Origin of the sequence: Acidimangrovimonas sediminis (assembly GCF_002871005.1) — a bacterium.
Lineage (GTDB): Bacteria > Pseudomonadota > Alphaproteobacteria > Rhodobacterales > Rhodobacteraceae > Acidimangrovimonas > Acidimangrovimonas sediminis.
This window is the reverse complement of record NZ_PHSN01000025.1, coordinates 54,138-60,497: the sequence shown is the minus strand read 5'-3', so window position 1 is coordinate 60,497 and position 6,360 is coordinate 54,138. Positions and strand designations below refer to the sequence as shown.

Below are 6,360 nucleotides of genomic sequence, written 5' to 3'. Positions count from 1 at the left end.
ATCCAGGACATGGGCGCCGCGGGGCTGACCTGCTCGGCGGTGGAGATGGGCGACAAGGGCAATCTGGGTGTCCGGCTGGATCTGGACCGCGTGCCCTGTCGCGAGGCGGGGATGACGGCCTACGAGATGATGCTGTCGGAAAGCCAGGAGCGGATGCTCATGGTGCTCAAGCCCGAGAAGGAGGCCGAGGCCAAGGCGATCTTCGACAAGTGGGATCTCGATTTCGCCATCGTCGGAGAGACCATCGCGGAAGACCGCTTCCTGATCGTGCATGGCAACGAGACCAAGGCCGACCTGCCGCTCAAGGCGCTGTCGGGTACCGCGCCGGAATACGACCGGCCCTGGGTGGAAACCCCGGCGGCGGCGGAGATGGGGCCGGTGGCCGCGGTCGACCCGATCGACGGGTTGAAGGGGCTGATCTCCAGCCCGAACTACGCCCACAAGGGCTGGGTCTACGAACAATACGACACCACGGTCATGGCCGACACGGTGCGCGCGCCGGGTCTTGGCGCCGGGGTGGTGCGGGTCCATGCGACGGGCAAGGCGCTGGCCTTCACTTCGGATGTGACGCCGCGCTACGTCATGGCCAACCCCTACGAGGGCGGCAAGCAGGCAGTGGCCGAGGCCTACCGCAACCTGACCGCCTGCGGCGCGAAGCCGCTGGCCGCGACCGACAACATGAACTTCGGCAACCCCGAGAAGCCCGAGATCATGGGGCAGTTCGTGGGTGCGATCAAAGGCATCGGCGAGGCCTGTCAGGCGCTCGACATGCCGATCGTGTCGGGCAACGTGAGCCTTTACAACGAGACCGACGGCGTGGGCATCCTGCCGACGCCGACGATCGGGGCGGTGGGCCTGCTCGAGACGCTTGACGACATGATCGCGGGGCTGCCGGCCGAGGGCGACCTTGCCATCCTGATCGGTGCGCCCGGCAGCCACCTGGGACAATCGGCGCTTCTGGCCGAGGTGTTCAACCGCGAGGATGGCGATGCGCCCTGGGTCGACCTGTCGGCGGAGCGCGCGCATGGCTTCTTCATCCGCGAGAACCGCACGCTGATCGGTGCCTGCACCGACCTGTCGGACGGCGGCCTTGCGCTGGCCGCCTTCGAGATGGCGGAAGGGGCGGGGATCGGCGTCTCGCTCGACACCGGCGACATGGCCGAGCTGTTCGGCGAGGACCAGGCGCGATACCTCGTGGCCTGCCGCTTCGACCAGGCCGAGGCGCTGATGGTTGCCGCGGGCCGCGCGGGCGTGCCCTGCGCGGCGGTCGGCAGGTTCGGCGGCACCTCGGTGAAGTTCGGCAGCTCCGAGGCGCCGCTGGAAGAGCTGTCTCGGCTTTACCGCACCGCCTTCGAGGCGGCCGTCGGCTGAGACACGACCTGTAGGGTGCGTTTCAACGCATCCTGCCGGGCGGCGCGCGCCGCTCGAGGGGCCTTCTTGGGCCCTGGCGGGTGCCGACATTTTCACCATTGCGCATAAGATGTAACGCAGGCTCGCCTTGCAGCGCGCCCTCCCGCGGCCTAGATTTGCGGTGAGGCAAACTTGAGGACACACAGTTCATGGCGATGGAAGCCCACGACATCGAGGCCCTGATCCGCGAGGCCTTCCCCGAGGCCAAGATCACGATCACCGATCTGGCCGGGGACGGCAATCACTGGGCCGCCGAGGTGGTGGACGAAAGCTTCCGCGGCAAGAACCGCGTTCAACAACAGCGCGCCGTCTATGCAAGCCTGAAGGGCAAGATGGACGGCGCGAACGGTGAATTGCACGCGCTGGCGCTCACCACCAAGGCGCCGGACTGACGATATCGGCCCCGGACGGGCCAGAAAAGGAGAGGGCCTGACCATGGGCGCGAAGGAAAACATCCAGGGCACGATCGACGGCCACGACGTGGTGCTTTTCATGAAGGGCACCAAGATGATGCCGCAATGCGGCTTTTCCAGCCGCGTGGCGGGGGTGCTGAACTTCATGGGGGTCGAATACCAGGACGTGAACGTGCTGGCCGACCCCGAGATCCGTCAGGGCATCAAGGATTTCTCGGACTGGCCGACGATCCCGCAGCTGTACGTCAAGGGCGAGTTCGTGGGCGGCTGTGACATCGTCACCGAGATGACCCTGTCGGGCGAGCTGGACCAGCTGTTCGAGTCGAAGGGCGTCACCTACAACAAGGACGCTGCCGAGAAGATCCGCGAAGCCAACGCCTGATCGCAGGCGCGGTGCGGATCCACTGACGACAGACGCCCCGGCGAAGCCTTCGCCGGGGCGTTGTCATGTCCGGCGACAGGTCAAGGCTTTCTCTCGGCCATCAGGGGGCCTCCTCGGCGCCTTCGCCCCTCGTCGTCGGGTGGGCAGTCGCGTCGTCCGGGAGGGGTCAGCCGCGGGGCGGACGGAGCGCCTGGCGCAGCCAGAGCCCGAGGCCCAGCGTCACCGCGCCCGCCGCGAGAAAGCCCAGCGAGGACCCCAGAAGGTCCATCGCCGCCGTCAGGTTGCCGGCGAAGCCCGCGCCGGTGCCGACGTAGAGCGCGACCCAGACGGTTTCTCCCGCCACGCCAGCCAGGGTGAAGCGCCGCCAGGATAGTCGCGCGGCGCCGGCGGCGAAGTTCATCCAAGGCCCCAGCGGCGAGAACAGCCAGCGCGACAGGAAGATGCCGAAGCCGCCCCGGCGCTGCATCAGCGCCTCGGTCCGGCCGATCAGCGCGGCGCGGCGCGGATGCCGGGCGATCCGGTCCAAAAGCCGCGCGCCGCCGCTGCGCCCCAGGGCGAACCCCGCCTGATCGCCCAGGACGGCGCCCCCCAGCGCCGCCGCCAGGGTGTCACCAAGGCCGAGGTCGCCCGCCGCGACGAAGCCGCCCGCCGTGAGCATCATCAGCGACGAGGGGACGGGCAGGGCGAGGCAGGACAGGAAGGTCGTCGCCGCGATCAGCCAAAGCCCGTAGGTCGGCACCAGCGCGATCAGGTCGGAGGTAAGGTCCGAGGTCATCTCTGCCGGTCACTTCTGCGGCGGCTGGCGCGCCTGCGCCGCCGCGATCGCCTTCTGCAGCCGCGCGATCAGCTGGTCGAGCGAAATGCCCTGCGCACGCGCTATCTCCTCCAGCGTTCTGGGATGCGGGGGGCGGCCGCCGTCGGGCGGGCGCGGCACGCGGGCCGCGGTGATCACCGTCTCGGGCGGGACGTGCCAGGAATGGGCGACGTAATGCAGCGTCATCCAGCCCGCCAGCGGCTGTTCTCGATGCGCGGGGTTCGCCCAGTAGAGCGTGAAAAGCGCCATCCTGACGGCGAAGAACAGCGTCACCCCCGCCGCGATGACGAAGGCCGCAAGAAGCGCGCGGTTCTCGCGCCAGAGCCGGGAGAGCGCGCTCAGCGTCCAAGCTCCCGGATGCCGCGGCCGATCCCGTCGAGCGTCATCGGCACCATCCGGTTCTCGAAGATCTGCCGGATCAGGCGGATCGAGTGGGAATTGGCCCAGTAGCGTTCCGGCGTCGGGTTGATCCACAGCGTCGAGGGCCATTGCCCGATCGCGCGTTGCAGCCAGACCGCGCCGGGTTCCTGGTTCCAGTGTTCGTTCGCACCGCCCGCATGGGTGATCTCATAGGGCGACATCGAGGCGTCGCCGACGAAGATGCATTTGTAATCATGGCCATAGGTGCGCAGGATCTCGGCCGTCGAGGTCTGCGCATCCCAGCGGCGGCGGTTGTCGCGCCAGACGCCCTCATACAGGCAGTTGTGAAAGTAGAAATGCTCGAGGTGCTTGAACTCGGCCCGGGCCGCGCTGAACAGCTCCTCCACCACCTTGACATAGGTGTCCATCGACCCGCCCACGTCGAGGAACAGCAGAACCTTGACCGCGTTGCGCCGCTCGGGCCGGGTCTGCACGTCGAGATAGCCATGCTCGGCCGTCTTGCGGATCGTGCCGTCCAGGTCGAGCTCCTCCTCCGCGCCGTCGCGGGCCCATTTGCGCAGACGCTTCAGCGCCACCTTGATGTTGCGCGTGCCCAGCTCCACCCCGTCGTCGAGGTTGCGGAACTCGCGCTTGTCCCAGACCTTCACCGCGCGCTGGTGGCGGCTTTCGTCCTGGCCGATGCGCACGCCTTCGGGGTTGTAGCCGTAGGCGCCGAAGGGCGAGGTGCCCGCCGTGCCGATCCACTTGTTCCCGCCCTGGTGCCGGCCCTGCTGTTCCTTCAGCCGCTCGCGCAGCGTCTCCATCAGCTTGTCGAAGCCGCCGAGCGCCTCGATCTCGGCGCGTTCCTCGGGGGTCAGGTGCTTCTCGGCCAGTTTCTCCAGCCAGTCCTTCGGCAGGTCCAGCGCCTCGATCACCGCCTCGACGGGGAGCTCTTGGACGCCCTTGAAGGTGGTGGCGAAGGCGCGGTCGAAACGGTCGATGTGGCGTTCGTCCTTCACCATGGTCAGGCGGGCGAGGTAGTAGAAGGCCTCGATGTCGTAGAGCGCGAGGTCGGCGCGCATCCCCTCGAGAAAGCCCAGGTATTCCCGCAGGCTGACCGGCACGCCGGCGGCGCGGAGGTTCTCGAAGAAGGGCACGAACATCTGGCTCAGCTCATCCTTTCGATCGCGATGGTCGCGAACATGCACAACAGGCCCAGCACGATGGCATAGACCGCCGCATATTGCGCGACGTCCAGGCCGCTGCCGCCACGTCTGCGGGCAGTGAAGGCGCCCAGCAGCGCGCCGACGATCACCCCGGCGATGACGATCATCCTTTCCTCCCCCTGATACCCGGAACCGTGCCGCCCCGGAAGGCATCCTCCCGACACTTCTCCCCCCGGCATCCGTACCCCCGGCACCCTTACGCCCGGCACCTGCACCCCCCGGCGCTTACCCTCCCGTGGCGGGCTCCCCCGCGAGGGCGGCGATCTGGGCCAGGCGGCTCTGGATCGTCTGCTCGGTTCCGAAACCGTAGCGCGACCACCCGATACTGTCGAGGCGGGCGGCGCGGGCTGCCTTGCGGTCGCCCTTCATCGCCAGCGCATCGGCGCGGATCATGTAGAGCGTGGCCAGCAGCGCCGCGTTCTGCGCCCGCTCCGCCGCAGGGCGGGCGCGGCGGATCAGCGTCAGCGCGTGGTCGGGGTCGTCGGCGACCAGTGCGTAGGCGGCCAGCTGCATGTCGATATGGGCGCGCTGGATCTCGGTGTCGGGCAGCGTGCGATAGATCCTGTCGGCCGCCTGAAGCGCATGCAACGCCGTCTCGGGGTTCTCGATCCGCGCCAGACGGCCCAGCACGAAGTATGAAAACGCCATGCGCGCGTCGGTCCAGCCCTCCTTCTGAGCGATCTCGACCGCCCGGATCGCGGCGTCGCCGCGGCGGGTGTCGCTTGTCCCGGGGCCGAGCGCGGTCTCGATCGCGTCGATCCAGGGGCGCGGGGTGGGGCCGGGTGCGGGACGGGGGGTTATGTGTTCCCCCGCCGGGTTCAGCCGCGCAAGGATCGCGGGAAGCCGCGCCGCCGCCTCGGCCCGGGTGGTGCCGGCGGGCAGCTCGGGCGCGTAGTAGACCCGCAGCATCAGCATGTCGAAGCCTGTGAGCACGCTCTGGAAATTGTCGTCGTCGAACACCGACTCGGTGAGGCGGTAGAGGTCGTCGAGCGGCCCGAGCGCCTGCGCCACCTCCTCGTTCAGGCAGTCGCGGATCTCCTGCGGGGCGGTGTCGGAGGGGATGAAGACCGCCAGCTTGTCGCGCACCTTCAGCGTGGTCCAGTCCAGTCGGGAAGTGCCGCGCGCCTGGCGGTAATCAGCCCAGGAATTCACCCGCGGCGCCACGAAACAGGCCGCCTGCGGCACCAGCGCCTGCATCTCGGCGCGCGGCAGGAACTGGATCGTGATGTTGGCGGGGCCGGGGATGCGGTGCACGTCGATCTTCGCCTCGCTGCGAAAGCGGGCAAGCACGTGGTCAAGCTCGGCCGGGGCCGTCGGCGGGATGGTCCCGGTCATCGTCACCGTCACCGGGCCCATGAAGCGGCTCATCCACGGCAGGTCGCGGCCGCTTTCCAGGCGGAACGAGAGGTCGAGGAAGTCGCGCGCGATATCGACGTTGGACAGGTGCGGCGGCGTGGCGCGATAGGGGCCGAAGGTCTTCATCGGCGGCAGGGCGACAGGCGCCAGCACCACGGCACGTTGCGGGGTGGGCACAGGTTCCGGCTGCGTCGTGCAGGCGGCGAGGGACGTGACCGCGAGCAGGAGGAATGCCGCGGCGCTGCGGGGCAGGGCGCTCATCCGGCGGTGCCCCCGGCCGTGGTGCCCCCGGCCATGGTGCACCCGACCGTTCCGTGCGGGCGGGGGATCTGCGGCGCGTCGATCAAGGCGGTCATGGGGGACTCCCAGCTTCGGGACGATCCCGTGGGAATGAGGATA

At 68.8% G+C, this 6,360-nt stretch carries 8 protein-coding genes; 3 read left to right on the top strand and 5 right to left on the bottom strand.

Annotation, left to right across the window (positions count from 1 at the left end; translation table 11 throughout):
- From CVV76_RS20275 to grxD, 3 genes are all read left to right on the top strand, one after another.
- On the top strand, positions 1–1,371 hold a 1,371-nt coding region (locus CVV76_RS20275; RefSeq protein WP_233193040.1), incomplete at its 5' end, for an AIR synthase-related protein.
- A gap of 188 nt (positions 1,372–1,559) precedes the next feature.
- Positions 1,560–1,802, top strand: a complete 243-nt coding sequence (locus CVV76_RS20270; RefSeq protein WP_102226511.1) for a BolA/IbaG family iron-sulfur metabolism protein — start codon at positions 1,560–1,562, stop codon at positions 1,800–1,802.
- A 43-nt stretch (positions 1,803–1,845) separates the two neighbouring features.
- Positions 1,846–2,205, top strand: coding sequence for a Grx4 family monothiol glutaredoxin (grxD, locus tag CVV76_RS20265; protein WP_102226510.1), 360 nt, complete (start codon positions 1,846–1,848; stop codon positions 2,203–2,205).
- Positions 2,206–2,371: 166 nt separating this feature from the next.
- Here the strand turns inward: grxD and CVV76_RS20260 are convergent, their stop codons facing one another.
- The 5 genes from CVV76_RS20260 to CVV76_RS20240 all read right to left on the bottom strand — a co-directional run bounded on the left by CVV76_RS20260 (position 2,372) and on the right by CVV76_RS20240 (position 6,222).
- Positions 2,372–2,980 (bottom strand): DedA family protein, encoded by a 609-nt coding sequence (locus CVV76_RS20260; RefSeq protein ID WP_102226509.1) that lies wholly within the window; start codon positions 2,978–2,980, stop codon positions 2,372–2,374.
- A 9-nt stretch (positions 2,981–2,989) separates the two neighbouring features.
- Positions 2,990–3,292, bottom strand: coding sequence for a hypothetical protein (locus tag CVV76_RS20255; RefSeq protein WP_102226508.1), 303 nt, complete (start codon positions 3,290–3,292; stop codon positions 2,990–2,992).
- 65 nt (positions 3,293–3,357) lie between these two features.
- A complete protein-coding gene (locus CVV76_RS20250; RefSeq protein WP_102226507.1) occupies positions 3,358–4,542 on the bottom strand; it encodes a vWA domain-containing protein in 1,185 nt (394 codons plus the stop codon).
- 5 nt (positions 4,543–4,547) lie between these two features.
- On the bottom strand, positions 4,548–4,712 hold the full coding sequence (locus CVV76_RS20245) for an apolipoprotein acyltransferase (protein WP_102226506.1): 165 nt from the start codon (positions 4,710–4,712) through the stop codon (positions 4,548–4,550).
- Positions 4,713–4,830: 118 nt separating this feature from the next.
- Entirely contained in the window at positions 4,831–6,222 is a 1,392-nt protein-coding gene (locus tag CVV76_RS20240; protein ID WP_102226505.1) for a DUF2927 domain-containing protein, read from the bottom strand.
- Positions 6,223–6,360: the final 138 nt, after the last annotated feature.